We start from the raw sequence: 25,231 nt of genomic DNA, 5'->3' as shown, positions 1-25,231 counted from the left end.
GCCCGCTCGCCCCGCCTCCCGTACGGCTTCCCGAAGGCTCAGCCGCTCGGTCTCGACGGGCCGCTGCCCGCAGCCGGTACACCTTTGCATAAAAGTGCGTCGATGCGTATAGTCATGCCATCGATCAGGAGGGTTACCGATGGTGGTACGAGCAGCAGTGGCAGGGGCGAGCGGCTACGCCGGCGGGGAGTTGCTCCGTCTTCTGCTGGCGCACCCGGACGTCGAGATCGGCGCCCTCACCGGGCACTCCAACGCCGGGCAGACGCTCGGCTCGCTCCAGCCGCATCTGCGGCCCCTGGCCGACCGGGTGCTGGAACCCACCACCGCCGAGGTGCTCGCCGGCCACGACGTCGTCTTCCTGGCGCTTCCGCACGGGCAGTCCGCCGCCGTCGCCGAGCAGTTGGGGCAGGAGGTTCTCGTCGTCGACATGGGGGCCGACTTCCGGCTGAAGGACGCCGGTGACTGGGAGACGTTCTACGGGTCCCCGCACGCCGGGACCTGGCCGTACGGCCTGCCCGAGCTGCCGGGCGGGCGGGCCGCGCTCGCCGGGACCCGGCGCATCGCCGTGCCCGGGTGCTACCCGACCGCCGTCTCCCTCGCGCTCTTCCCGGCGTACGAGGCCGGCCTCACCGAGCCGGAGGCCGTGATCGTCGCCGCGTCCGGCACCTCGGGTGCGGGCAAGGCGGCCAAGCCGCATCTGCTCGGCTCCGAGGTGATGGGCAACATGACCCCGTACGGCGTCGGCGGCGGGCACCGCCACACGCCGGAGATGATCCAGAACCTCAGCGCCGCCGCCGGGCAGCCGGTCACCGTCTCCTTCACGCCCACCCTCGCGCCCATGCCCCGCGGCATCCTCGCCACGTGCAGCGCGAAGGCCAAGCCCGGCGTGAGTGCGGAGGGCCTGCGGGCCGTGTACGAGAAGGCGTTCGCGGACGAGCCGTTCGTGGACCTGCTGCCCGAGGGGCAGTGGCCCGCCACCGCCGCGGTGTACGGCTCCAACGCCGTCCAGCTCCAGGTCGCGTACGACGCTGCCGCCGGGCGGATCATCGTGATCAGCGCCATCGACAACCTCGCCAAGGGCACCGCGGGCGGCGCCCTCCAGAGCATGAACATCGCCCTCGGACTCCCCGAGGACACAGGTCTTTCGACGATCGGAGTGGCACCGTGAGCGTCACGGCAGCACAGGGGTTCTCCGCGGCGGGCATCGCCGCGGGAATCAAGGAGAGCGGCGGCCCGGACCTGGCCCTCGTGGTCAACGACGGCCCGCGCCGCGCCGCCGCGGGCGTCTTCACCTCCAACCGCGTCAAGGCCGCCCCGGTGCTCTGGTCGGAGCAGGTCCTCAAGGGTGGCGAGGTCACCGCCGTCGTCCTCAACTCCGGTGGCGCCAACGCCTGCACGGGGCCCCAGGGCTTCCAGGACACCCACGCCACCGCCGAGAAGGCGGCGGCAGTGCTGGACGGCCACAGCGCGGGCGAGATCGCCGTCGCCTCCACCGGGCTCATCGGCCTGCTGCTCCCCATGGACAAGCTGCTCCCCGGCATCGAGCAGGCGGCCGCCGCGCTCAGCGAACACGGCGGTGAGAAGGCCGCCATCGCCATCAAGACCACCGACACCGTGCACAAGACGGCCGTCGCGGGCGGCGAGGGCTGGACCGTCGGCGGCATGGCCAAGGGCGCGGGCATGCTCGCCCCGGGCCTGGCCACCATGCTCGTCGTCCTCACCACCGACGCCGACGTCCCCGCACCCGCACTGGACGCCGCCCTGCGCGAGGCCACCCGGACCACCTTCGACCGGGTCGACTCCGACGGCTGCATGTCCACCAACGACACCGTGCTGCTGCTGGCCTCCGGCGCCAGCGGCATCACCCCGGAACAGGGCGAGTTCGCCGAGGCCGTACGGGCCGTCTGCGCGGACCTGGCCCGGCAGCTCATCGGCGACGCCGAGGGCGCGTCCAAGGACATCCGGATCGAGGTGATCAACGCGGCCACCGAGGACGACGCCGTCGAGGTCGGCCGGTCCATCGCCCGCAACAACCTCCTCAAGTGCGCCATCCACGGCGAGGACCCCAACTGGGGCCGGGTCCTCTCCGCGATCGGCACCACGCGGGCCGCCTTCGAGCCGGACCGGCTCAACGTCGCCATCAACGACGTCTGGGTCTGCAAGAACGGCAGCGTGGGCGAGGACCGCGAACGCGTCGACATGCGCTACCGGGAGGTCAGGATCACCGCCGACCTCGCCGCCGGCGCCGAGTCGGCCGTCATCTGGGCCAACGACCTCACCGCGGAGTACGTCCACGAGAACAGCGCGTACAGCTCATGACCACAGCGCGGAAGCACACCGCACTCCCGAAGGCGCAGATCCTCATCGAGGCGCTGCCCTGGCTGACCCGGCACCACGGCAGGACCGTCGTCATCAAGTTCGGCGGCAACGCCATGATCGACGAGGAGCTGAAGGCCGCCTTCGCCCAGGACGTCGTCTTCCTGCGGCACGCCGGCCTCAAGCCCGTCGTCGTGCACGGCGGCGGCCCGCAGATCAGCGCGCAGCTCGACAAGCAGGGCCTGGTCAGCGAGTTCAAGGCGGGGCTGCGGGTCACCACCCCCGAGGCGATGGACGTCGTCCGGATGGTGCTCGCCGGACAGGTCCAGCGTGAACTCGTCGGCCTCCTCAACCAGCACGGCCCCCTCGCCGTCGGCATGACCGGCGAGGACGCCCACACCATCACCGCCGTCCAGCACCGGCCCACCATCGACGGCGAGCGCGTCGACATCGGCCGGGTCGGCGAGATCACCGCCATCGACACGGGGGCCATCCAGGCGCTGCTGGACGACGGCCGCATCCCGGTCATCTCCTCCATCGCCCGCTCCGCCGACGACCACCACGTCTACAACGTCAACGCCGACACCGCGGCCGCCGCACTCGCCGCCGCGCTGAACGCCGAGACGCTGATGGTCCTCACCGACGTCGAGGGCCTGTACGAGGACTGGCCCAACAGCGACGACGTCATCAGCCGGCTCACCGCGAGCCAACTGGAGAAGCTGCTGCCCGAGCTGTCCAGCGGCATGGTCCCCAAGATGCGGGGCTGTCTGCACGCCGTGCGCAACGGCGTCGAGACCGCCCGCGTCATCGACGGCCGCGTCCAGCACTCGATCCTGCTGGAGATCTTCACCGACGAGGGCATCGGCACGATGGTCGTGCCGGACGCCCCCATCGACGTACACACAGGGCCTGAACGGGGGGAATCATGACCGGCGCAGAGACCGTCACAGAGACTGCCGGACTCATCTCGCGGTGGCAGGGCGCGCTCATGGACAACTACGGCACGCCCCGGCTGCCGCTCGTCCGCGGCGAGGGCGCCTACGTCTGGGACGCGGAAGGCACCCGCCACCTCGACTTCGTCGGCGGTATCGCGGTCAACGCCCTCGGACACGCCCACCCCGCCGTCGTCGAGGCCGTCTCCACCCAGATCGCCTCCCTCGGACACGTGTCGAACCTGTTCATCGCCGAGCCGCCCATCGCGCTCGCCGAGCGGCTGCTCCAGCTGTTCGGCCGTCAGGGGCGGGTCTTCTTCGCCAACTCCGGCGCGGAGGCCAACGAGGCCGCCTTCAAGATCGGGCGGCTCACCGGGCGCACCCATATGGTCGCCACCGACGGCGGCTTCCACGGCAGGACGATGGGCGCGCTCGCCCTCACCGGCCAGCCCGGGAAGCAGGAGCCCTTCCGCCCGCTGCCCGGTGACGTCACCCACGTTCCTTACGGGGACGCCGCCGCGCTGAAGGCCGCGGTGACCACCGACACCGCGCTGGTCATCATCGAGCCGATGCAGGGCGAGAACGGCGTCGTCGTCCCGCCAAAGGGCTATCTGGAGGCCGCCCGGGAGATCACCCGGGCGACCGGCACCCTGCTCGTCCTGGACGAGGTCCAGACGGGCGTCGGCCGCTGCGGCCAGTGGTTCGAGCACCAGGCCCACCAGGGAGTCGAGCCGGACATCGTCACTCTCGCCAAGGGCCTCGGCGGCGGACTGCCGATCGGCGCGACGGTCGCCTTCGGACCGGCGGCCGACCTGCTGAAGCCGGGGCACCACGGCACGACGTTCGGCGGCAACCCGGTCGCCTGCGCCGCCGGGCTCGCCGTCATCGACACCCTCGCGGCCGACGGCGTGCTCGCCGAGGTCAAGCGGCTCGGGGAGAAGATCCGCGACGGCGTCGAGGCGCTGGGACACCCACTGGTCTCCCACGTCCGCGGCGCGGGCCTGCTGCTGGGTATCGTGCTCACCGGACCCCTCGCACCGCAGGTGCAGCAGGCGGCCCAGGGAGCCGGCCTCCTGGTGAACGCGCCCGCCCCCGATGTCGTACGGCTCATGCCGCCGCTGATCATCGGTGACGCGGAGGTGGACGCGTTCCTGGAGATCCTGCCGAGCGCTCTCGACGCGGCATACGGGGACGGACGATCCGGAGCATGACCCTCCGGAGAATGAGGCGACGACGATGACCGAGGCGCAGGAATCCGAGCACGGCGGGCCGTCCGTGCCGCAGACCCGCACCGCCCGCCACCGCCGGATCGTGGACATTCTGAACCGGCAGCCGGTCCGCTCGCAGAGCCAGCTGGCCAAGCTTCTCGCCGACGACGGGCTGAGCGTCACCCAGGCGACGCTCTCCCGCGACCTCGACGAGCTGGGCGCGGTGAAGATCCGCAACACCGGCGGCGAGCTGATCTACGCGGTGCCGAGCGAGGGCGGATTCCGCACCCCGCAGGCCCCGCTGGGCGGTTCGGCCAAGGAGGAGCGGATGCGTCGGCTCTCGGCCGAGCTGCTCATCTCGGCGGAGGCCTCGGCCAACCTCGTGGTGCTGCGCACTCCGCCGGGCGCGGCCCAGTTCCTCGCCTCGGCCATCGACCAGGCCGAACTGCACGACGTCCTCGGCACCATCGCGGGCGACGACACGCTGATGCTGATCAGCCGCGACCCGAACGGCGGCCAGGCGCTCGCCGACCACCTGCTGAGGCTCGCTCAGAACGACCGTCAGGCGTAACGAGGGCCGGATGGGTTGATGCCGTGGGCGGCGGACCCCACCCTCGCACGGGCGAGGAACGCCGCTGCGGTGAAACCCTTCTCGTCGTCCAGGGGTTCGGTGCGGACGAGCCGGGAGGCGGTCGTCGACGATGGAGCGCAGGCGGATGCGGCCGCGCTTCGCGTCGGCCGCGTCCGCCCGTGCCGTCACCTTGGCCCGGTCGCTGTTGCGGCTGTGGACCCGTCGGCCTCCGCCGTCGGGGATCCGGCCGTGAGCCGGACCTGACCAACCAGAAAGAGAACCTCAACCAACCCTCAATTCGGCCTCGTTCGATGCTCGTGAGAAATACTGTGCGACATGTGATCACAGAGGCAGAGAGGGCTCCGATGCAGCCATTGACGGACGACGATCCGCGCCAGGTCGGACCTTTCCGCATCATCGAGCGGCTGGGCACGGGCGGTATGGGCCGGGTCTATCTCGGCCGGGCCGCGGACGGGCGGGCGGTGGCGGTGAAGACGGCGCGGCGCGAACTCGCCGACGGCGGCAGCTTCCGGAAGCGCTTCGCCCGCGAAGTGGCCGCGGCCCAACGGGTCGGTGGACCGTTCGTGGCACCGGTGATCGACGCCGCCCCCGAGGCCGATGTGCCGTGGATGGCCACCGAGTACGTACCGGGCCTCTCCCTGACCGTCGTCGTGGACCGCTACGGGCCCTTACCCGAACACACCGTCACCCTGCTGGCCTCAGGTCTCCTGCAGGCACTCTCCGCCGTGCACGACCAGGGACTGGTCCATCGCGACCTCAAACCCTCCAACATCATCCTCACCTCCGCCGGGCCGCGCGTCATCGACTTCGGGATCGCCTACTCCGCGATCGACACCGTGCTGACGACGTACGGTGCCGTCCTCGGCACCCCCGGATTCATGGCCCCCGAACAACTCGCGATGGGCTCGGAGATCACGGAAGCGACGGACGTCTTCGCCTTCGGCAGCGTCCTCGTCTTCGCCGCGACCGGCAACGGCCCCTTCGGAACCGGTCATCCGCAGGTCCTGATGTACCGCACCATGAACGACGCCCCCCGGCTGGACAGCGTCCCCGGAGACCTGGCACGGACCGTGGCGGCCTGCCTGGACAAGCAGCCGGACCGGCGGCCAACGGTCGCGGCCCTCGGACGGCACTTCGGCACGCACCGCTTCGACAACTGGCTCACGGGTCCCCTCGACTCCGATCTGCGCCGACTCCTCGCGCGGCTGAACGACCCCAGAGTCGCCTTCTCGCCGCGGGCCGCGGACAGCATGCCCACAGCTCCCGGCACGGCACGGCCCACGGAGGGGCCGATCGCCGTGAACGAAGCGAAGACCGCCGTCGGCGCCTCCGCCCCGGGCGGTGGCGGCTCAGCAGCATCCACCCTTGGCCCCGGAACCCGGCCGGCGTCCCCGAGGATGAGCCGACGCGGCGCGCTGGCCGCCCTCTCCCTCGCCGGGATCGCAGCGGGAGGCGGGGCGCTTTCCTGGGTCCTGCGGCCCGAGGACAAGGAGAACGGCGCGAACGGGGACGAGGCCGCGCCCAGGAGTCCGGACGGGGACACCGAGGGCGACGGGGAATCCAGCGAGCCCCCGCCCCCCGAAACCGGTGAGGCCGTCTTCGAACTGCCCAGCGGCAAAGTGAAGATCGACGCGGTCATGCCGGTGCCGGACGACCCGGTAGGGCACGCCCCGAGCGGGTACTGGCTGTTCACCGGCGACCAGTACCTCCGCGTCAGGCTCTCCACCGACGGCTACCCGGTACGGAAGAACCTGAAGGAACCCTCCGGGCTGGACGCGTGGAACACCATCGGGAAGCAACCCGCTTTCCGGGACGGAATCGATGCCGTGCTCCGCGTTCCGGGAAGGGCCGACGAGTACTGGCTCTTCTCCCGGGACAGATACATGCACATCAGGGTCGACCCCCACTATTCCTACTACGACAGTCTGAAGGCGGGCCCCCGCCCCATCAGCGACTGGTCGGAAGCCTTCGGCGGTATCTCGCGCGATGGCGTCGACGCCATCGTTCCGGTGCCGGACGACCCCCATCAGGTCTGGGTGTTCTCGGGCTCCCAGTACGTCCGGACGCGGCTGAACGAGGACGGAACCCTGGGCGGCGAAATCGAGATCAACAGGCGGGCCGTCAGGGACGGCTGGCCGAAGACCCTGGGATCGACGGAGGGATTCAGCGACGGATTCGACGCGGCGCTTCCCCTGCCGGGCGAACCGAACAAGTACTGGGTGTTCTCCGGGTCGCAGTACATGAAGATCAACGTGACCGACGTGGAGTACGACGACACCGTGCTCCAGCCACCGCGCGAACTCCGCACCGAGCAGGTGTGACGTACGGCAGCCGTCGGCCCTCCACCGCCGGTTGCCCGGCACCGGCGGACGACGCCGGGCGGCCCGGGGCCGTTCAGTAGCGCGTGATCGCGGTGGGGCCCGAGGAGGTGCCGACCGCGATGTGCGGTTCGCGCTCCGGGTCCGCCCAGGCGAGGATCTCCGCCATGGCGTCGGCCGGGACCGAGACGCACCCGGCCGTCGCCCCGCGCCCGTTCACATGCAGGAAGATTCCCGCGCCCCTGCCCCGTACCGGACGGTCGTAGTTGAAGCCGATCACCAGGGCGCGGGCGTACTGCGTGCCGTAGGAGACCAGGTGCTCGGCCTCCGCCGCCCGGCAGTCCGCCGGACGTGGCTCCACCCAGCGGTTGTACGCGCGCGCGTCGTTGTCCTGGCACCACCAGGAGTCCTCGGTGACCTCGCGGTACGGATACGTCGTGCCGGCCGGGGCGTCCTCGGTGCCGAAGGCGTACGGCAGGTCGTACAGGCCGGTGGGCGTGGTGCCGGTGCCCTGCTCCCGGGCCTTCCCCTCGGCCAGCCCGCCTTCCCCGAACCGCGCCGGCGCCGACCCGGCCTCTGTCCACCGGCCCCCGCGCCGCTCCCACCAGGTCACGGTCCCCGTCGTGGAGCGGCTGTCCGGGGCCTCGGCGGTGATCAGCTGGGAACCGCCGCCCGTGTCCGCCAGCCGGTACGGCAGGGGAGGGGCGTCGGTCCGGCCGGGCCCGGCCCCGAGCGAGCCGGCCAGGGCGAGGAGTACGGCGGCGGTCACCAGTGATCTGCGCATGCTCCGGACCGTACGGCGGCCGGCGGGCACGCCCCACCGGACCTGCTCCGTACGGCCCAGCCGCTCACTCCGGACGGCACGCTCACTCCGCCTGCCGCCTCCGTGCGCCCGTACGGCCGAGCACGCTGCGCTGACCTGCTCTTTTGACAAACAATACGGTGGACCGCATAGTTATGCCTAACAGTGATTGCACCGTAAGGAGAAACCCGTGACCGAGCGCGTCGTTCTCGCCTACTCGGGCGGCCTGGACACCTCCGTCGCCATCGGCTGGATCGCCGAGGAGACGGGCGCCGAGGTCATCGCCGTCGCCGTGGACGTCGGCCAGGGCGGCGAGGACCTGGACGTCATCCGCAAGCGCGCGCTCGCCTGCGGTGCCGTCGAAGCCGAGGTCGCGGACGCCAAGGACGAGTTCGCCGAGGAGTACTGCCTCCCGGCGATCAAGGCCAACGCCCTCTACATGGACCGCTACCCGCTGGTCTCGGCCCTCTCCCGGCCGACCATCGTCAAGCACCTCGTCGCCGCCGCCCGCAAGCACGACGCCGGGATCGTCGCCCACGGCTGCACCGGCAAGGGCAACGACCAGGTCCGCTTCGAGGCCGGCATCTCCGCACTCGGCCCCGACCTGAAGTGCATCGCCCCGGTCCGCGACTACGCGATGACCCGGGACAAGGCGATCGCCTTCTGCGAGAAGAAGAACCTCCCGATCGCGACCACCAAGAAGTCCCCGTACTCCATCGACCAGAACGTCTTCGGGCGCGCCGTCGAGACGGGCTTCCTGGAGGACATCTGGAACGCGCCGATCGAGGACATCTACGAGTACACCGACAACCCCGCCGTCCAGCGCGAGGCCGACGAGGTCGTCATCTCCTTCAAGGAGGGCGTGCCCGTAGCCGTCGACGGCCGTCCCGTCACCGTCCTCCAGGCGATCCAGCAGCTCAACGAGCGGGCCGGCGCACAGGGCATCGGCCGGATCGACATCGTCGAGGACCGGCTCGTGGGCATCAAGTCCCGCGAGGTGTACGAGGCGCCCGGCGCGATCGCGCTGATCACCGCCCACCAGGAGCTGGAGAACGTCACCGTCGAGCGCGAGCTGGCCCGCTACAAGCGGCAGGTCGAGCAGCGTTGGGGCGAGATGGTCTACGACGGCCTGTGGTTCTCCCCGCTGAAGCGCGCCCTGGACGGCTTCATCAACGAGGCCAACCAGCACGTCACCGGCGACATCCGGATGACCCTGCACGGCGGCCGCGCCGTCGTCACCGGCCGGAAGTCCGAGGAGTCGCTGTACGACTTCAACCTCGCCACCTACGACTCGGGCGACACCTTCGACCAGTCCAAGGCGCAGGGCTTCATCGAGATCTTCGGCCTCTCCGCCAAGATCGCGGCGAAGCGTGATCTGCAGGCATAGCCTGACGCTTACCTCGCCTGACCCTCCCTCGTTGTACAGCCGCCTCCCCGTCGTCACGCGGCAGGGAGGCGGCCGCATATCCGCACCCTGGCCCATGTTCCGGCCTTGGCCTTTGCCTTTTTGAGGAGTACGCAGTGAGCAGCAACAACGGTGACGTCCGGCTCTGGGGCGCGCGTTTCGCCGACGGACCGGCCGAGGCGCTGGCCAAGCTGTCCGCGTCCGTCCACTTCGACTGGCGGCTCGCGCCGTACGACATCGCCGGCTCCCGAGCCCACGCACGCGTGCTCAACAAGGCGGGCCTGCTCAGCGAGGACGAGCTGACCCGGATGCTCGCCGGGCTCGACCGGCTCGAAGCGGACGTCGCGGACGGCTCCTTCACCGGGACCGTCGCCGACGAGGACGTCCACACCGCCCTGGAGCGCGGACTCCTTGAGCGCCTCGGCGCCGACCTCGGCGGCAAGCTGCGGGCCGGGCGGTCGCGGAACGACCAGATCGCCACGCTCTTCCGGATGTACCTGCGCGACCACGCCCGGACCATCGGCGGCCTGATCGCCGATCTCCAGAGCGCCCTGGTCGGCCTCGCCGAGGCCCACGCGGACGTCGCGATGCCGGGCCGCACCCACCTCCAGCACGCCCAGCCCGTGCTCTTCGCCCACCATGTGCTCGCCCACGTGCAGTCCCTGTCCCGGGACGCCGAGCGGCTGCGCCAGTGGGACGAGCGCACCGCCGTCTCCCCGTACGGCTCCGGGGCCCTCGCCGGGTCCTCGCTCGGCCTCGACCCGGAGGCGGTCGCCGCCGACCTCGGGTTCGAGCGCGGCTCGGTCGCCAACTCCATCGACGGCACCGCCTCGCGGGACTTCGTCGCGGAGTTCGCCTTCATCACCGCGATGATCGGCGTCAACCTCTCCCGGATCGCGGAGGAGGTCATCATCTGGAACACGAAGGAGTTCTCCTTCGTCACCCTCCACGACGCCTTCTCCACCGGCTCCTCGATCATGCCGCAGAAGAAGAACCCGGACATCGCGGAGCTGGCCCGGGGCAAGTCCGGCCGCCTCATCGGCAACCTGACCGGCCTGCTCGCCACGCTCAAGGCCCTCCCGCTCGCGTACAACCGGGACCTCCAGGAGGACAAGGAGCCCGTCTTCGACTCCTGCGACCAGCTGGAGGTCCTGCTCCCCGCCTTCACCGGGATGATGGCCACCCTCACCGTCAACCGCGAGCGCATGGAGGAGCTGGCCCCGGCGGGCTTCTCGCTCGCGACCGACATCGCGGAATGGCTGGTCAAGCAGGGCGTTCCGTTCCGGGTGGCGCACGAGGTGGCCGGCGCCTGCGTCAAGGAGTGCGAGCAGCAGGGCATCGAGCTCGACCAGCTCACCGACGAACAGTTCGCCAGGATCTCCGAGCACCTCACCCCCGAGGTCCGCACCGTGCTCAACGTGCGGGGCGCCCTCGCCTCCCGCGACGGCCGGGGCGGAACGGCCCCCTCCGCCGTCGCCGTACAGCTCGCCGAGGTGAAGGAAGACCTGGCCGCCCAGCACGCCTGGGCCACCGCCCGCCAGTAGGGAGGCCGGTCGGGTGCGCGCGGGGAGCCGTGCCGCACCGGATGGACGAAGAGCATCGCGCGCTCACCGGGGTAGGAGTAACCGAAACCCGACCCCGAGGAGCCCGCGATGCCCTTCGCCGCCCTGGCCGCCGCGACGACCCCGACCGCCCACATCGGGTTGGGCCTTGCCGCCGTCGGGAGGCCCGGCTACATCAATCTCCACCGAGACCGGGACCTGCCCGCCGACCGAGACCCCGACGCCCTGCGCGCCCGCACCCACGAACTGCTGGACGCCGCCTACGCCCAGGGTGTCCGGTACGTCGACACCGCCCGCTCCTACGGCCGCGCGGAGGAGTTCCTGGGGGAGTGGCTGGACGCCCGGCCCTCGTTCACCGACCTCGTCGTCGGCAGCAAGTGGGGGTACACCTACACCGCCGACTGGGCCGCCGAGGCCGAGGAACACGAGGTCAAGGACCACAGCCTCACCGCCTTCGAGCGCCAGTACGCCGAGACCCGGGCCCTCCTCGGCGACCGGCTCAGCCTCTACCAGGTCCACTCGGTCACCCCGGACAGCCCCGCGCTCACCGACAAGGAGCTGCTCGGCCGGCTCGCCGCCCTGGCCGCGGACGGCGTCACCGTCGGCCTCTCCACCAGCGGGCCCGCCCAGGCCGACGCGATCCGGGCCGCCCTCGCCGTCACGGTCGACGGCGAACCCCTCTTCCGTACGGTCCAGGCCACCTACAACGCCCTGGAGACCTCGGCCGCGCCCGCGCTGGCCGAGGCCCACGACGCCGGGCTCACCGTGATCGTCAAGGAGGGCATGGCCAACGGGCGCCTCGCCGGGGCCGAGGCCCCCGCCGTGTTCCAGGAGATCGCCGCCGCCGCGGGCGTGGGCGGCGACGCGGTCGCCCTCGCGCTGGTCCTGCACCAGCCCTGGGCGGACGTCGTGCTCTCCGGCGCCGCCACGGTGGGCCAGCTCTCCGGCAATCTGCACGCCGCCGTCGTCGACCTGGACGACGAGCAGCGCGCCGGCCTCGACGCCCTGGTCGAGGAGCCGGAGGCGTACTGGCGGCACCGGGCAGGACTGCCCTGGCACTGAAGCCCGCACGCGGGGCCGCCCCCGACGGCCCGGCCCCGACGCCTCAGGAGCTCGTCAGGACGATGAGCTCCCGGGTCGCCCGCGTCATCGCGACATAGCGGTCCACCGCCCCCTCGACGCCCGCGCCGAAGTTTTCCGGGTCGACGAGGACGACCAGGTCGAACTCCAGGCCCTTGGACAGCTCCGGGGTCAGCGACCGCACGCGGGGCGTCGCCCGGAACGCGGGGTCGCCGATGACACAGGCGATCCCGTCGTCGTGCGCGGCGAGCCACCCGGCGAGGACGGCGTCCAGGTCCGCGACGGAGCCGTACCTGACGGGGATGCCGCTGCCGCGGACCGAGACCGGCACGTTGGCGTCGGGGAGCGCGGCCCGGACCACCGGTTCCGCCTCCGCCATGATCTCCTCCGGCGTCCGGTAGTTGATGGTCAGGGAGGCCAGGGTGATCCGGTCGAGCCCGACCCGCTCCAGCCGCTCCTGCCACGACTCGGTGAACCCGTGCCGGGCCTGCGCACGGTCCCCGACGACGGTGAAACTCCGGGACGGGCACCGCTGGAGCAGCATCTGCCACTGGGCGTCGGTCAGCTCCTGCGCCTCGTCCACGACGATGTGCGCGAACGGCCCGGCCAACAGGTCGGGTTCGGTGCCGCTCGGCCGGTCGGCGGTTGCCAGGGACTCCCGGAGATCCGCCCCGCGCAGCATCACCAGCGCACCCTCGCCGTCCGCGTCCGCGTCGGCCAGGGTCTCGTCGGCGAGCAGACTCTCGACGACCCGGTCCATCTGCTCCCGCTCAGCGGCGGCTGCCGCCTCGTGACGACGTCTGCGCCGGGACGCCTCCGGGTCTCCGAGCCGCTGCCGTGCCGCGTCCAGGAGAGGGAGGTCGGACACCGTCCAGGCGTGGGCGTCCGGGCGCTGCAACCGCCCGACCTCCTCCGAGGTCAGCCAGGGGGCGCACTTACGCAGATAGGCGGGTACGGACCAGAGGTCGCCGACCAGGTCGGCCGCCTCGACCAGCGGCCAGGCGCGGTCGAAGAGGGCGAACAGCTCCCGGTCGCGCCGCAGCGAGGCCCGCAACTGTTCCTCCGGGGCGTCGCCGTCGTGCTTGTCCACGAGGATCGTGAGCAGCTCCTCCCAGATCACCTTCCGCGCCTCGTTGTGGGGTGTGCCCGGGTCAGCCGCCCCGAACGCCGCGGCCCAGTCGGCGGCGCTCAGCCAGATGTCGGACCAGTGCGTCTGGACCCGTACACCCGTGGCGGGCGGCTCCTCGTAGAACCGCACGGCCGGCTCGACCGCCTTCACCAGCTCCGCCGACGCCTTCAGCCGCGCCACCTCAGGGTCGGTCTCGGCGCCCGCCTCCGCCCCCTCGGCGACCAGGTCCCGCAGAGTGCACGTCTGCACGCCCTCCTCCCCGAGGCTGGGCAGGACATCGGCGACGTACCCCAGATAGGGCTCGTGCGGCCCGACGAACAGCACGCCACCGCGGCGGTGGCCCAGGCGCGGGTCGGAGTACAGCAGAAAGGCGGAGCGGTGCAGGGCGACGACGGTCTTCCCGGTGCCGGGCCCGCCGTCGACGACGAGCGCGCCCCGGGAGCCCGCCCGGATGATGGCGTCCTGGTCGGCCTGGATGGTGCCCAGCACATCGCGCATCCGGGCCGACCGGTTGCCGCCCAGGCTGGCGATGAACGCCGACTGGTCATCCAGCGCGGCATGACCGGCGAAGCCCTCCGGTGCGAACACCTCGTCCCAGTAGTCGCTGATCCGGCCGCCGGCCCAGCGGTAGCGGCGGCGGCTCGCCAGGCCCATCGGGTCGGCGTGGGTGGCCCCGAAGAACGGCTCGGCGGCGGGGGAGCGCCAGTCGAGCAGCAGCCGGCGGCCCGTGCTGTCGGTCAGCCCGAGCCGTCCCACGTACAGCGGTCCGGAGCCGTCCGCGGCGACCATGTGCCCGAGGCACAGGTCGAGGCCGAACCGCCGCAGGGCGCGCAGCCGACCGGTCAGCCGGTGGATCTCCACATCCCGGTCCATCGCCTGCCGGCTCGCTCCGCCGGGCGCCCGGCGTTCGGCCGCGAGCCGGTCGGTCAGCTCGGCGATCGACTGTTCCAGGCAGTGGGCGACGGCCGCGAAGTGCTGCTCGTCATCGGCGATCAGCGCCGGGTCGGCCTTGGAGGAGAGGCGGTCGGGGAGGTCGAACGCGCTGGCGGTCAGGGGTGTCACGGCATCGGTTCCGATCTGCGGTACGTACGGGGGGCGGCGTACCGTCCCGGCTACGGCCGACGATTCTGCGGCATATGGGGGGTCTTGCCGCAAGGCCCCCCATGAGCTATAAGTTGAGAGTGGCAAGGAGTGGTTTCACCTCCGGCCACTTTTTTGTTTCCCGCCTCGCTCCGCCCCTCCCTCGTGCCTGCCCTCGCCTGCTGCACACCCGCGCACCTCGCAATGAGACGAACGTGTCTCAGTTGGGCTATGGTTGTCTCATGACTCTCGACCGTGAGCAGGTGCTGCGCACCGCCGCCGCCCTGCTGACCCGTAAATCGACCGCCACCATGGACGAGGTCGCCAGGGCGGCGGGCATCGGCCGGGCCACCCTCCACCGCCACTTCGCCGGGCGCGACGCCCTGGTGAAGGCGCTGGAGAATCTCGGCATCCAGGAGTTCGAGGCGGCCCTTGACGCCGCCCGGCTCGACGAGGACACCTCCGAGGAGGGGCTGCGCCGCCTCATCGCGGCCGTCGAGCCCAGCGCCGGACTGCTGTCCTTCCTCGTCAACGAGAACCAGCTCTTCGAGGGCGACGAGGTCAACGAGGGCTGGGACCGGGCCGACGCCCGCGTCTCCGCCTTCTTCCGCCGCGGCCAGGAGCGCGGCGAGTTCCGTATCGACCTCACCCCCGCCTGGCTGACGGAGGCCCTCTACGGGCTCGTCGGCACCGGTGCCTGGGCCGTTCAGGCGGGGCGGGTCGCCGCACAGGATTTCCAACACATGATCGTCGAGTTGCTGCTCGGCGGAGCACGCCGGAGCGTAGAGCAATGACCAGCATCGACCAGAACCCGGACACCCCGGACGCCGTACGCCGCCCAGGGCGGTGGATCGCGCTCGCGGTCCTCGTCCTCGCCGTGCTGCTGGTGGCCGTGGACGCGACCGTTCTCGGTCTCGCCACCCCGTTCCTCAGCGAGGACCTCGAACCGACCGGCACCCAGCTGCTCTGGATCGGTGACGTCTACTCCTTCGTCATCGCCGGCCTGCTCGTCTCGATGGGCAGCCTCGGCGACCGCATCGGCCGCAAGAAGCTGCTGCTGGTCGGCGCCGTCGCGTTCGGCGCGGTCTCCGTGCTCAACGCGTACGCGACCACGCCCGAGATGATGATCGTGGCCCGGGCGCTGCTGGGTGTCGCGGGCGCCACCCTGATGCCGTCCACCCTGGCCCTGATCCGCAACCTCTTCCACGACCCGCGCGAGCGCAGCCTCGCCATCGGGATCTGGGGCGCGATGGCCTCGGCGGGCGCGGCCGTCGGTCCGGTCGTCGGCGGGGCCCTGCTCGAACACTTCTGGTGGGGCTCGGTCTTCCTCATCAACCTGCCCGTGATGGCCGTCCTCGTCGTCGTCGGCGTCAAGCTGATCCCGGAGTCCAAGAACCCGGCCCCGGGCCCGTGGGACATGCTCAGCGTCGGGCTCTCCCTGGTCGGCATGATCGGTGTGGTGTACGCCATCAAGGAGGCGGCCGCGCACGGGGTGAGCTGGGAGGCCGGGGCGGCGGCCGTCGTCGGCGTCCTGGCGCTCACCTGGTTCGTCCGCAGGCAACTGCGGCTGCCCGCGCCCCTGCTGGACATGCGGCTCTTCCACCACCGGGGCTTCTCCGGCGCGGTCCTCGCCGACCTGCTGACCATCCTCGGCCTGTCGGGTCTCGTCTTCTTCCTCTCCCAGTTCCTGCAACTGGTGCAGGGCCGCGGACCGCTGGAGGCCGGGCTCGCCGAACTGCCCGCCGCCATCGGCGCGGTGACCGCGGGTCTGCTGGCCGGGTTCGCCGCCCGCCGCTTCTCGGTCCGCTCCGTCGTCTCGGGCGGCCTGGCCGCGGTCGGTCTCGCCCTGGGCAGTGTGACGCTGCTCGACCAGAACACCGGGTATCCGCTGCTCGGCTCCATGCTGCTGGTCGTCGGCGTCGGCGCGGGCTTCGCCTTCACCGTCACCGCCGACGTGATCCTCTCCAGCGTCCCGAAGGAGCAGGCGGGCTCCGCGTCCGCCGTCTCCGAGACCGCGTACGAACTGGGCGCGGCCCTCGGCATCGCCCTGCTCGGCTCCATCGTCACCGGCGTCTACCGGGGCTTCCCGACCCCGTCCGGCATCCCCGCCGACGTCGAGGCGGCCTCCCACGAGTCACTGGGCGGCGCGGTCGAGGCCGCCGGGGCGCTGCCCGCCGCCCAGGCCGGGCCGTTGGTCTCGGCGGCCCAGGAGGCGTTCGTCGACGGACTGCGGTCGGCCGCGGGCATCGGCGCGGCGGTACTGCTGGCGGCGGCGGTCGCCTCCTGGTTCCTGCTGCGGGGCCAGAAGCTGGAGGACGGCGTCGAGCACCCGTGACCGTACGGCGAAGGGTCCGCACCTCAGGGGTGCGGACCCTTCGCCGTGAGCGTCGTACGGGCCGGGCGGCCTTCTCCGTAACCGTCGTACGGGCGGTCAGGCAGCCTTCGCCTTCGTCGCGTACATGTCCACGTACTCCTGGCCGGACAGCCGCATCACCTCGGCCATCACCGAGTCGGTCACCGCTCGCAGCACATAGCGGTCGCGGTCCATGCCCTCGTAGCGCGAGAACTCCATCGGCTCACCGAAGCGCACCGTGACCTTGCCCGGCCGGGGCAGGCCGGCGCCGCCCGGCTGCAGCTTGTCGGTCCCGATCATCGCGAACGGGATCACCGGAGCGCCCGTCATCAGCGTCAGCCGCGCGATGCCCGTACGGCCCCGGTAGAGCCGGCCGTCGGGGGAGCGGGTGCCCTCCGGGTAGATGGCGAAGGCCTGACCCTGCTCCAGCACCCTGCGTCCCGTCATCAGCGCCGCGACCCCGCCCCGGCCGCCGTCCCGGTCCACCGGGATCATGCCGCAGCCGGTGAAGAACCAGGCCATCAGCTTGCCCTTGAGGCCCTTGCCCGTGACGTACTCGTCCTTGCCGATGTAGAACACCGGCCGGTCGCAGCAGATCGGCATGATCATCGAGTCGATGAACGTGAGGTGATTGCCCGCGAGGATCACCGGCCCGGTCCCGGGAATGTTCTCGGCGCCTTCCACCTGTGGGCGGAACATCAGGCGCAGAATCGGTCCGAGCACTGCCTTGATGACCGTGAGACGGGACAACGGTTCCTCCGGTGTCGTGGCCTGGCCGGCCGCGATGGAATGGGTCGTACGGGCGGTGGCCGGTGCCGACGGGTGATGGTCGGTGCAGGTGAGGACGATACTCGCGGGTATGCCCTGATCGCACATCGGGTTCACGAAGCGGATACACGGTGTTGACGTGTGTTTCCGCCATGTTGGCCGACGGTCCGCCTTCTCGTACACCTCCCAGCCTACGATCGGGCCTCGCTCGACCGGTCCCGGACATCACCAAGCGAGGAGCATTCATGACGGAGCGTGCGTGGAAGACCCCTGGCCGGCGGAGCCTCCTGGGCGCCGCGGTCCTCGGCACCGCGGCCCTGGGCCTGCCCGCGACCGCCCAGGCGGCCGAGCGGGGCCGCGGCCACGGCGGCGGCCACGGCGGCGGCCACGGATCGCTGCGCGACCTGCCCGTGCCGACGGTGATCGGCCACCGCGGGGCCAGCGGCTACCGGCCCGAGCACACCCTCGGCTCCTACCAGCTGGCCCTCGACATGGGTGCGCACATCATCGAGCAGGACCTCGTGCCGACCAAGGACGGCCACCTCGTCTGCCGCCACGAGAACGACATCACCGCCACCACCGACGTCGCCGACCACCCCGAGTTCGCCGGCCGCAGGACGACCAAGAGCATCGACGGCCTCTCCCTGACCGGCTGGTTCACCGAGGACTTCACCCTCGCCGAGCTGAAGACCCTGCGGGCCAAGGAGCGCATCCCGGGCAACCGTCCGGACAACACCCTCTACGACGGCCGCTGGAGCGTCCCCACCTTCGAGGAGGTGCTGCGCTGGGCGGAGAAGGAGGGCCGCAAGCGCTCCCGGCCGGTCTGGCTGTACGTGGAGACCAAGCACCCCACCTACTTCCGCAAGCTGGGCCTCGGCCTGGAGGAGCCGCTCGCCCGGCTGCTGCGCCGCTACGGCCGGGACCGCCGGAACTCCGCGCTCATCCTCCAGTCCTTCGAGCCCGGCTCCGTCCAGCGCCTCGCGCGCCTCGTCGACACCCCGCGCATCGTCCTGCTCTCCGGCCCGAAGGAGCGCCCCTGGGACTTCGTCGAGTCGGGCGACCCGCGCACCGTCGCCGACCTGGTGACCCCCGCCGGGCTGGCGTGGATGGCCTCCTTCGCCCAGGGCATCGGCCCCACCCTCGACCTCGTCATCCCCAAGGACGCCTCGGGACGGCTCACCACCCCGACCACGCTGGTGCGGGACGCGCACGCCAAGGGCCTGCGGCTGCACCCGTACACGCTGCGCAACGAGAACAGCTTCCTGCCCGCCGACTTCCGGCGTGGCACCGACCCCAACGCCTACGGTGACGTGTTCGGCGCCTGCGCCGCCTACCTCGCCACCGGCATCGACGGCATCTTCGCCGACCATCCGGACACGGCGCTGCTCGCGGCGGCGGACCACGCCGGGCGCTGACCCGGTACGGAGGCGGGCGCGGCGCACCACTCGTACCGGGGTGCGCCGTCAGCCGCCCGCCCCGGCATACCCCGGTCGGGTGGTGGAGCGCCGCCCGGGGCAACCGGTGGCCGTCCCGGCACGTCCGCCGGGGCATGACGCTTCCCGATCACGACACCGGCCCGGCCGCTTCCACCGCCCTCGTCGTCCGCGCCTTACAACCCCTGGTGCGCGCGGAGGCGAGGGCCGAGGCCCCGGCCGCCGGGCTCGACCCCGCCGACCTCGAACAGAGCGTCTGGGTGCGGCTGCTGGAGCGCCCGGCCGCCGCCGGACCACCCGCCGACGCGGCCCGCTGGGTGCGCGACACCGTACGGGGCGAGGCCCGCCGAGGCCGCCGGACGGCCCGGCGGGAACGCCCGTACGCCGGAACGGAACCCGCCGCCGGACCGGCCGACTGCCCGGAACGCGCCGCCCTCGGGGCCGCCGAACGCCGGGCGTTGCGCTCCGCGCTGGCCCGGCTGCCTGGCCGCTGCCCCCGGCTGCTGGAGGCGATGCTGGCCCCCAGCGACCCGACCTACCGGGAAATCGCAGGGGAGTTGGGTATGTCACAGGGGAGCTTGGGCCCGATCCGTTCCCGTTGCCTTGGATGTCTGCGCAGAATGCTGGCTGCGGAGGTTGTCGCTCCTTCCGTGCGGGAAGGGAGCGGTAGGCAACCGGCGAACAGGTGAGCGGGAGGCGTGCACACATGGGCATGAGCGTGACCATCTCGGCGGCGACGGCACAGGACGTCGAGCAGATCTTCAGACTTCAGTACCTCTGCTTCCAGCGCGAGGCGGAGCTCTACGACAACTACCGGATCGACCCGCTCGTCCAGAGCCTCGCGTCCCTGCGCTCCGAAGTCGCCGACGACCTGGTGTTCGTGGCCCGGCTCGGGGACGAGGTCGTCGGCTCGGTCCGAGGGGGCACCGACCCGGACGGCACGGGCCTCATCGGCAAGCTCTGCGTCCATCCCCGGCTCCAGGGTCACGGCCTCGGTGCCAGGCTGCTGCTCGCTGCCGAGTCCGCGCTCTCCGCCGAGCGGGCGGCGACCCGCTTCCGGCTGCACAGCGGACACCGCAGCGAGGGCAATCTGCGGCTCTACCGGCGGGCCGGATACGCCCAGGTCGGGGCCGTCACCGGAGCCGACGGCGTCCGGATGGTCCTGCTGGAGAAGGACGCCGCCGACCGGGACTACGTGGCCAGCGCCTGACCGTGCGCCGCGCGGCGGGGCCGAAACGGCGTCGACAGGTCCTTAGACCGCGACCGTCTTCGCGCGGCGCAGCCAGATCATCCCGGTGACCGGCAGGATCACCGGGATGAAGAGGTAGCCCATCCCGAAGTCCGACCACACCGTCGAGTCCGGGAAGGCGGCCGGCTCGACCAGCGTCCACGCGCCGACGACCAGCACACCGAGCAGCTCCGCGGCACAGCACACCAGCGCCGCCCGGCGGGCCTTCTCACCGCCGCGCACCAGCGAGTACGTGATGAAGCCGTACACCAGGGCCGCGACGGCCGAGAGCGTGTACGCCAGCGGCGCACGGTCGAAACCCCTGACCATCTCGACGATCGTCCGCGAGGCCGCCGCGACCGTGAACACCCCGTAGAACCACACCAGGACCCGGCCGGGACCGGTGCCCAGTTCGAAGGACGGCTTCGGGGCCGTGGCCACCTCGGGGCGGTCGGTGTCGCTCACGTCAGTTTCCCCAGATGTCATAGAGCCGGACCTCCAGAACCGCCAGCACGACCGCGCCGGCCGCGACGGTGACCGAACCCCAGCGGGTCCGCTCGGTCAACGACAGGAATCCGGCCGCGGGCACGGCGGCGAACGAACCGATCAGATAGGCGACGAACACCGCCATTCCCTGCTCCGGCCGCTCCCCGCGCGCCAGCTGCACGACGCCCACGGCCAACTGGGCCAACGCCAGCACGGAGACGACCGCCATCCCGATGAAGTGCCAGTCCTTCGTCGGCTGGTCCCGGTAGGCGGCATGTCCGCACCAGGCGGCGAGGGCGAGCGCGGTCACGGCGACCGCGACCGTCAGGGCGTCAAGCATGAGTCGAGGGTATTACGGACGGAACGCCCGCCCGCGTGCGGCCCCGGCCACCACGGAGGCGGCCACCGCACCGGGGCCCCCATCGTGGCCTTGGCCACAACCGGCGGCCGAGGTTCCGCTCCCCGGCCACCCGGTCACTCCTGAAGCCGCCCCGGCGATCACCCTGTCATCGCAGGTCACAGCGGTGCGCCGCGCGCCTTCCGGCGTAAACGGAAGGTCAGCGTCCGGCCATCCAGTACTGTCCGCTATGCGGACAGCAGGGATCGCGGAGACCTCACGTCTGTTTTACTTGGCCCATGACCACGACGAGCAGCCGCACCCTTGCGACCGAGGCGATCAGCACGCCCGGTGCTCGTTGTATGTGTCGAATGCGCGCCTTCTGAGGGCCCCCGCCTGAGCCTCGCGCCCCGAAGCGAGACCGAGCCTGCGCCGTCCGCCCCCTGCGGAACGAGCGCGCCCGCGCATGCGCTGCCCCGGCCGACCGCCGCGTACAGCCGTGCCGAGACACCCGGCCGACCAGCCCGAAAAGTCTCTTCAGACGAATGCCCCGTGCCCGGCGGACACCGCGCCGCGCACTCGACAGTGACGGAAACCCCTGTGATCACCACGACGGGCCTCACGAAGGTCTACCAGTCGCGCGACCGTGAGGTCACCGCACTCGACGGCGTCGACCTGCACGTCCGCGAAGGCGAGGTGTACGGCGTCATCGGACAGAGCGGCGCCGGCAAATCCTCCCTGATCCGCTGCGTCAACCTCCTGGAACGCCCCACCTCCGGCACCGTGACGGTGGCCGGCCAGGACCTCACCGCCCTCGCCGGCCGCGGCCGGCGGGCGAGCGCCGAGCTGCGCCGGGCCCGCACCCGCATCGGCATGGTCTTCCAGCACTTCAACCTGCTCGACTCCCGCACCGTGCTGGACAACGTGGAGCTGCCGCTGGAGATCCTCGGCGTCTCCGGCCGGGAACGTACCCGCAAGGCCGGGGAACTCCTCGACCTGGTCGGCCTCGCCGACAAGGCGAAGGTCTACCCCGGCCAGCTCTCCGGCGGTCAGAAACAGCGCGTGGGCATCGCCCGCGCCCTGGCGGGCGACCCCCAGGTGCTGCTCTCGGACGAGGCGACCTCCGCACTCGACCCCGAGACCACCCGCTCCGTCCTCCAGCTGCTGCGCGACCTCAACCAGCAGCTCGGCCTGACCGTCCTGCTCATCACCCACGAGATGGACGTCGTCAAGACCGTCTGCGACTCCGCGGCCCTCATGCGGCGCGGCCGGATCGTCGAGTCCGGGACCGTCGCGGAACTCCTCGCCACCCCCGGCTCCGAACTGGCCCACGAGCTGTTCCCGGTCGGCGGGACCGCCTCCGGCCCCGACCGTACGGTCGTCGACGTCACCTTCCAGGGGGAATCGGCTTCCCGGCCGGTCATCTCCCAGCTCTCCCGTACGTACAACATCGACATCTCGATCCTCGGCGCCGCGATGGACACCGTCGGCGGCAAGCAGATCGGCCGGATGCGCATCGAGCTGCCCGGCCGCTTCGAGGAGAACGTCGTTCCCATCGGCTTCCTGCGCGAGCAGGGCCTCCAGGCCGAGGTCGTCGAGGACGCGACCGACCCGGCGGCCGGCGCCGGGACCGATGCGCCCGCCCCCGTAGTGCCGGAGCAGACGTCCGCCGCGCTCACCAAGGAGGTCGTCAAGTGACCTGGTCCGAAATGCAGCCCCTGCTGACCCAGGGCACCGTCGACACCCTCTACATGGTGCTGTGGTCCGCGCTGGTCACCGTCGCCGGCGGACTGCCGCTCGGCATCCTCCTGGTCCTCACCGACAAGGGCGGACTGCTCCAGAACACCCTGGTGAACAAGGTCGTCGGCGTGATCGTGAACATCGGCCGCTCCCTGCCGTTCATCATCCTGCTGATCGCCCTGATCCCCTTCACCACCTGGGTCGTCGGCACCTTCATCGGTCCCACCGCGATGATCGTGCCGCTCGCCGTCGGAGCCATCCCGTTCTTCGCCCGGCTCGTCGAGACGGCGATCCGCGAGGTCGACCACGGACTCGTCGAGGCGGTGCAGTCGATGGGCGGCTCCATCCCCACGATCGTCCGCAAGGTGCTCCTCCCACAGGCCCTGCCCTCGCTCGTCTCGGGTGTCACCACCACCCTCATCGTGCTCATCGGCTACTCCGCGATGGCCGGCGCGGTCGGCGGCGAAGGGCTCGGCTCCCAGGCCATCACCAACGGATTCCAGCGCTTCGACAACCGGTTCATGCTGGTCACCGTCGCGCTCCTGGTCGTCATCGTCACGGTGATCCAGCTGATCGGCGACCTCGCCGTCCGACTGCTGGCCCGCCGCGGCCGCACCGCCTCCTGAGGCCCGGCCCTCCCCAGAACTCTCTGTCCCACCGAGCTCGAACTCCTTGTCCGGGCGCACCACCACAAGAAAGAGGCACTTTTCGTGCGCAAGAACATCAAGATCACCGCAACCGTCGCTTCCGCCGCCGCCCTCGCCCTGGGCCTGAGCGCCTGCGGCACGGCCTCCGACCCGGCCGCCAAGAGCGAGACCGGCGCGAACGCCGACACCTCCAAGGCCCTGGTCGTCGCCGCGTCCCCGACGCCGCACGCCGACATCCTGAACTTCGTCAAGAAGAACCTGGCGAAGAAGGAGGGCCTCAACCTGGAGGTCAAGGAGTTCACGGACTACGTCCTGCCGAACACCGCCACCCAGAACGGCCAGGTCGACGCCAACTTCTTCCAGCACAAGCCCTACCTGGACGACTTCAACGCGAAGCAGAAGACCACCATCGTGCCCGTGGCCGACGTCCACCTGGAGCCGCTGGGCCTCTACTCCAAGACGGTCAAGGACCTCAAGGACATCAAGGCCGGCCAGACCGTCGCCGTCCCCAACGACACCACCAACGGCGGCCGAGCCCTCCAGCTGCTCGCCGAGAACGGCCTCATCACCCTCAAGGACGGCGTCGGCACCAGCGCCAAGCTGAGCGACATCACCGACAAGAAGGGCCTGGAGTTCAAGGAGCTGGAGGCCGCCACCGTGCCTCGCGCGCTGGGCGACGTGGACGCCGCCGTCATCAACGGCAACTACGCCATCGAGGCCGACCTGAAGCCCGGTGAGGACTCCCTCGCCCTGGAGAAGGCCGAGGGCAACCCGTACGCCAACATCCTGGCGGTCAAGGACGGCAACGAGAAGGACCCGCGCGTCGAGAAGCTCGCGAAGCTCCTCAACTCCGACGAGGTCAAGAAGTTCATCGAGGACACCTACCAGGGCTCGATCATCCCGGCCTTCGGCGCCCCCGCCAAGTCCTGACGCCCACCCGGCACTTGCCGACGGAGCCCCGCACTTCCCTCCCGGAGGCGCGGGGCTCCGTCGTGCGGCCCCGCCCATGCGCACCACGCACCCGATGCTGCATGCTGTGCTTTTCACCGGTCTTCGGCATGGAGCTGCGCATGACTACCACCTTTCCGTCCATCTCCATCAGCACGGACAGGTTGGTGATGCGCCCCTTCGAGATGGCCGACATCCCCGCGTACATCGAGATGATGAACGACGAGGCGGTCGTCGCGTGGATGGACGGGCCGAACCCGTACACCCAGGTCGACGCCGAACGCTGGGTACGCAGGATCGCTTCTGCCGAGCGCACCGGGGGCCACGGCATCGCCCTCGCCGTCACCGAGTTCCTCACCCAGCGGCTCGTCGGCAGCGTCCGCCTCCTCGACACCGACTGGCGTACCCGCTCCACCGAGGTCCGCTACATCACCGCCCCCTGGGCGCGCGGCGAGGGGTACGCCACCGAATCCGTGCTCGCCATAGCCCAGTGGCTCTTCCGGGACCAGGGCTTCGAACGCATCGAACTGCGCACTCCCGCCGACAACACGGCCTCCCAGCAGGTCGCCCAGAAGCTCGGCTGCATCAGCGAGGGCGTCCTGCGCAACGCCCGTATCGCCCGCACCCGGACCGAGAACGGCACCGACGGCGGCTGGACCGACATCCGCACCGACCTGATCGTCTGGGGACTCCTCCCCGAGGACCTCGAAGGGGTCGCGGAACAGCTCGCCGACGCCGGCGACTACGGCACGTACAACACCTGGAAGTAGAGCCCGAGGCCTGCCGCGAGCCCGAGGTCCGGACCAGGTACTCTCACCCCTGCCCGGCACCGCACGGGAAACGCCGCACGGGAAACGCCGCACGGGA

Annotated in this window: 23 protein-coding genes; 18 read left to right on the top strand and 5 right to left on the bottom strand. The window is 71.3% G+C overall.

Annotated features, from left to right (window positions below):
* Positions 1–139: 139 nt before the first annotated feature.
* The 6 genes from argC (at position 140) to D581_RS1000000139035 (ending at position 7,369) form a co-directional block, all read left to right on the top strand.
* Positions 140–1,168: an N-acetyl-gamma-glutamyl-phosphate reductase gene (gene argC, locus D581_RS0122470; protein WP_026290791.1), complete on the top strand. Its 1,029-nt coding sequence runs from the start codon at positions 140–142 to the stop codon at positions 1,166–1,168.
* The gene (gene argJ, locus D581_RS0122465; RefSeq protein ID WP_018959447.1) at positions 1,165–2,319 is read left to right on the top strand and encodes a bifunctional glutamate N-acetyltransferase/amino-acid acetyltransferase ArgJ; all 1,155 of its coding nucleotides are present in this window, start codon (positions 1,165–1,167) and stop codon (positions 2,317–2,319) included. Before argC ends, argJ begins: the two co-directional genes overlap by 4 nt.
* Positions 2,316–3,245, top strand: coding sequence for an acetylglutamate kinase (argB, locus tag D581_RS0122460; RefSeq protein ID WP_018959446.1), 930 nt, complete (start codon positions 2,316–2,318; stop codon positions 3,243–3,245). The genes argJ and argB overlap by 4 nt, the downstream gene beginning before the upstream one ends.
* A complete protein-coding gene (locus D581_RS0122455; protein ID WP_018959445.1) occupies positions 3,242–4,459 on the top strand; it encodes an acetylornithine transaminase in 1,218 nt (405 codons plus the stop codon). Before argB ends, D581_RS0122455 begins: the two co-directional genes overlap by 4 nt.
* Before the next feature lie 25 nt (positions 4,460–4,484).
* Entirely contained in the window at positions 4,485–5,027 is a 543-nt protein-coding gene (locus tag D581_RS0122450; RefSeq protein ID WP_018959444.1) for an arginine repressor, read from the top strand.
* Positions 5,028–5,392: 365 nt separating this feature from the next.
* Positions 5,393–7,369, top strand: coding sequence for a protein kinase domain-containing protein (locus tag D581_RS1000000139035; protein ID WP_158688624.1), 1,977 nt, complete (start codon positions 5,393–5,395; stop codon positions 7,367–7,369).
* Between the two features lie 73 nt (positions 7,370–7,442).
* On the opposite strand, the gene D581_RS0122440 is transcribed toward D581_RS1000000139035, so the two are convergent.
* Complete coding sequence (locus D581_RS0122440) at positions 7,443–8,150, bottom strand: L,D-transpeptidase family protein (protein WP_026290790.1); 708 nt, start codon at positions 8,148–8,150, stop codon at positions 7,443–7,445.
* Positions 8,151–8,358: 208 nt separating this feature from the next.
* On the opposite strand from D581_RS0122440, the gene D581_RS0122435 reads away from it, so the two are divergent.
* The 3 genes from D581_RS0122435 to D581_RS0122425 all read left to right on the top strand — a co-directional run bounded on the left by D581_RS0122435 (position 8,359) and on the right by D581_RS0122425 (position 12,197).
* Positions 8,359–9,555 carry an argininosuccinate synthase gene (locus tag D581_RS0122435; RefSeq protein ID WP_018959442.1) on the top strand — a complete coding sequence of 399 codons (1,197 nt, stop codon included), beginning with the start codon at positions 8,359–8,361 and terminating at the stop codon, positions 9,553–9,555.
* Positions 9,556–9,689: 134 nt separating this feature from the next.
* Positions 9,690–11,117 carry an argininosuccinate lyase gene (argH, locus tag D581_RS0122430; RefSeq protein ID WP_018959441.1) on the top strand — a complete coding sequence of 476 codons (1,428 nt, stop codon included), beginning with the start codon at positions 9,690–9,692 and terminating at the stop codon, positions 11,115–11,117.
* Positions 11,118–11,225: 108 nt separating this feature from the next.
* Entirely contained in the window at positions 11,226–12,197 is a 972-nt protein-coding gene (locus D581_RS0122425; protein ID WP_018959440.1) for an aldo/keto reductase, read from the top strand.
* A 43-nt stretch (positions 12,198–12,240) separates the two neighbouring features.
* Here D581_RS0122425 and helR read toward each other — a convergent pair whose 3' ends face one another.
* Positions 12,241–14,406 carry an RNA polymerase recycling motor ATPase HelR gene (gene helR / locus D581_RS0122420; RefSeq protein ID WP_018959439.1) on the bottom strand — a complete coding sequence of 722 codons (2,166 nt, stop codon included), beginning with the start codon at positions 14,404–14,406 and terminating at the stop codon, positions 12,241–12,243.
* Positions 14,407–14,666: 260 nt separating this feature from the next.
* Here helR and D581_RS0122415 point away from each other — a divergent pair, with 260 nt between their 5' ends.
* Both D581_RS0122415 and D581_RS0122410 read left to right on the top strand, forming a co-directional pair.
* Positions 14,667–15,218 (top strand): TetR/AcrR family transcriptional regulator, encoded by a 552-nt coding sequence (locus D581_RS0122415; RefSeq protein WP_018959438.1) that lies wholly within the window; start codon positions 14,667–14,669, stop codon positions 15,216–15,218.
* Entirely contained in the window at positions 15,215–16,759 is a 1,545-nt protein-coding gene (locus D581_RS0122410; protein WP_018959437.1) for an MFS transporter, read from the top strand. The genes D581_RS0122415 and D581_RS0122410 overlap by 4 nt, the downstream gene beginning before the upstream one ends.
* Positions 16,760–16,855: 96 nt before the next feature.
* On the opposite strand, the gene D581_RS0122405 is transcribed toward D581_RS0122410, so the two are convergent.
* The gene (locus D581_RS0122405; RefSeq protein WP_026290789.1) at positions 16,856–17,527 is read right to left on the bottom strand and encodes a lysophospholipid acyltransferase family protein; all 672 of its coding nucleotides are present in this window, start codon (positions 17,525–17,527) and stop codon (positions 16,856–16,858) included.
* A 263-nt stretch (positions 17,528–17,790) separates the two neighbouring features.
* Between D581_RS0122405 and D581_RS0122400 the strand changes: the two genes are divergently transcribed.
* From D581_RS0122400 to D581_RS0122390, 3 genes are all read left to right on the top strand, one after another.
* Positions 17,791–18,960 carry a glycerophosphodiester phosphodiesterase gene (locus D581_RS0122400; protein ID WP_018959435.1) on the top strand — a complete coding sequence of 390 codons (1,170 nt, stop codon included), beginning with the start codon at positions 17,791–17,793 and terminating at the stop codon, positions 18,958–18,960.
* Between the two features lie 134 nt (positions 18,961–19,094).
* The gene (locus D581_RS0122395) at positions 19,095–19,667 is read left to right on the top strand and encodes a sigma-70 family RNA polymerase sigma factor (protein WP_018959434.1); all 573 of its coding nucleotides are present in this window, start codon (positions 19,095–19,097) and stop codon (positions 19,665–19,667) included.
* A gap of 17 nt (positions 19,668–19,684) precedes the next feature.
* Positions 19,685–20,188: a GNAT family N-acetyltransferase gene (locus D581_RS0122390; protein WP_018959433.1), complete on the top strand. Its 504-nt coding sequence runs from the start codon at positions 19,685–19,687 to the stop codon at positions 20,186–20,188.
* Positions 20,189–20,230: 42 nt separating this feature from the next.
* Here D581_RS0122390 and D581_RS0122385 read toward each other — a convergent pair whose 3' ends face one another.
* Positions 20,231–20,671 carry a hypothetical protein gene (locus tag D581_RS0122385; RefSeq protein WP_018959432.1) on the bottom strand — a complete coding sequence of 147 codons (441 nt, stop codon included), beginning with the start codon at positions 20,669–20,671 and terminating at the stop codon, positions 20,231–20,233.
* 1 nt (position 20,672) lies between these two features.
* Complete coding sequence (locus D581_RS0122380; RefSeq protein ID WP_018959431.1) at positions 20,673–21,032, bottom strand: hypothetical protein; 360 nt, start codon at positions 21,030–21,032, stop codon at positions 20,673–20,675.
* A 597-nt stretch (positions 21,033–21,629) separates the two neighbouring features.
* Between D581_RS0122380 and D581_RS0122375 the strand changes: the two genes are divergently transcribed.
* The 4 genes from D581_RS0122375 to D581_RS0122360 all read left to right on the top strand — a co-directional run bounded on the left by D581_RS0122375 (position 21,630) and on the right by D581_RS0122360 (position 25,134).
* A complete protein-coding gene (locus D581_RS0122375) occupies positions 21,630–22,727 on the top strand; it encodes a methionine ABC transporter ATP-binding protein (RefSeq protein WP_018959430.1) in 1,098 nt (365 codons plus the stop codon).
* Positions 22,724–23,395, top strand: coding sequence for a methionine ABC transporter permease (locus D581_RS0122370; RefSeq protein ID WP_018959429.1), 672 nt, complete (start codon positions 22,724–22,726; stop codon positions 23,393–23,395). The genes D581_RS0122375 and D581_RS0122370 overlap by 4 nt, the downstream gene beginning before the upstream one ends.
* Before the next feature lie 84 nt (positions 23,396–23,479).
* Entirely contained in the window at positions 23,480–24,346 is an 867-nt protein-coding gene (locus tag D581_RS0122365; protein WP_018959428.1) for a MetQ/NlpA family ABC transporter substrate-binding protein, read from the top strand.
* Positions 24,347–24,447: 101 nt separating this feature from the next.
* Positions 24,448–25,134, top strand: a complete 687-nt coding sequence (locus D581_RS0122360) for a GNAT family N-acetyltransferase (protein ID WP_018959427.1) — start codon at positions 24,448–24,450, stop codon at positions 25,132–25,134.
* Positions 25,135–25,231: the final 97 nt, after the last annotated feature.

It is taken from the genome of Streptomyces sp. CNB091, assembly GCF_000377965.1.
Note: the sequence above shows the minus strand (reverse complement) of the source record. Positions and strands in the feature narration are given on the sequence as shown.